Here is a 599-nt window from a genome sequence, read left to right as displayed (position 1 = left end):
ATCCAGACGATCTTCCTGCTCGGCGTCTACGCGGAAATCCTCGTCACCACCAATGGCGGACCGGGTTATGCCTCCACCAACCTCGCCTTCCTCATCTATCGCACCGCACTTCTGGGTTACGACGTCGGCGGCGCTTCGGCCGGCGGCATCATCGCCGTCATCCTCGCCAATATCGTCGCCATCTTCCTGATGCGCGCCGTCGGCAAGAACCTCGACCGGTAAAGGGGAAACATCATGGCCCGCAAGACAACCACACGTGCGAAGATCGGCTTTTCCATCGCGGCCTGGGCCGTGGCGCTGTTGCTGTTCTTCCCGATCCTCTATGCCTTCCTCACCTCGCTCAAGACCGAGCCGGAGGCAATCGCCGGCTTCAGCCTCATTCCCTCGGGCACGCTTGAGAATTACGTGACGGTCCAGACCCAGCGCGATTACTTCAAGCCGTTCATGAACTCGGTGGTGCTGTCGCTCGGCTCGACGATCATCGCGCTGATCATCGCCATTCCCGCCGCCTGGGCCATGGCGTTCTCGCCGACCAAACGCACCAAGGACATCTTGATGTGGATGCTCTCCACCAAGATGATGCCGGCCGTCGCCGTGCT

At 61.1% G+C, this 599-nt stretch carries 1 protein-coding gene and 1 pseudogene; both read left to right on the top strand.

Annotated elements, in window-relative coordinates; all coding sequences use genetic code 11:
- Positions 1 to 222, top strand: a pseudogene (locus tag EXN68_RS27330) (sugar ABC transporter permease); the annotation flags it as partial.
- 12 nt (positions 223 to 234) lie between these two features.
- A partial coding sequence (locus tag EXN68_RS27325; RefSeq protein ID WP_473086917.1) for an ABC transporter permease family protein occupies positions 235 to 599 on the top strand: 365 nt, incomplete at its 3' end.

Source organism: Martinezella rhizogenes (assembly GCF_007002745.1).
Lineage (GTDB): Bacteria > Pseudomonadota > Alphaproteobacteria > Rhizobiales > Rhizobiaceae > Agrobacterium > Agrobacterium cucumeris.
This window is presented reverse-complemented; position numbering and strand designations above follow the sequence as displayed.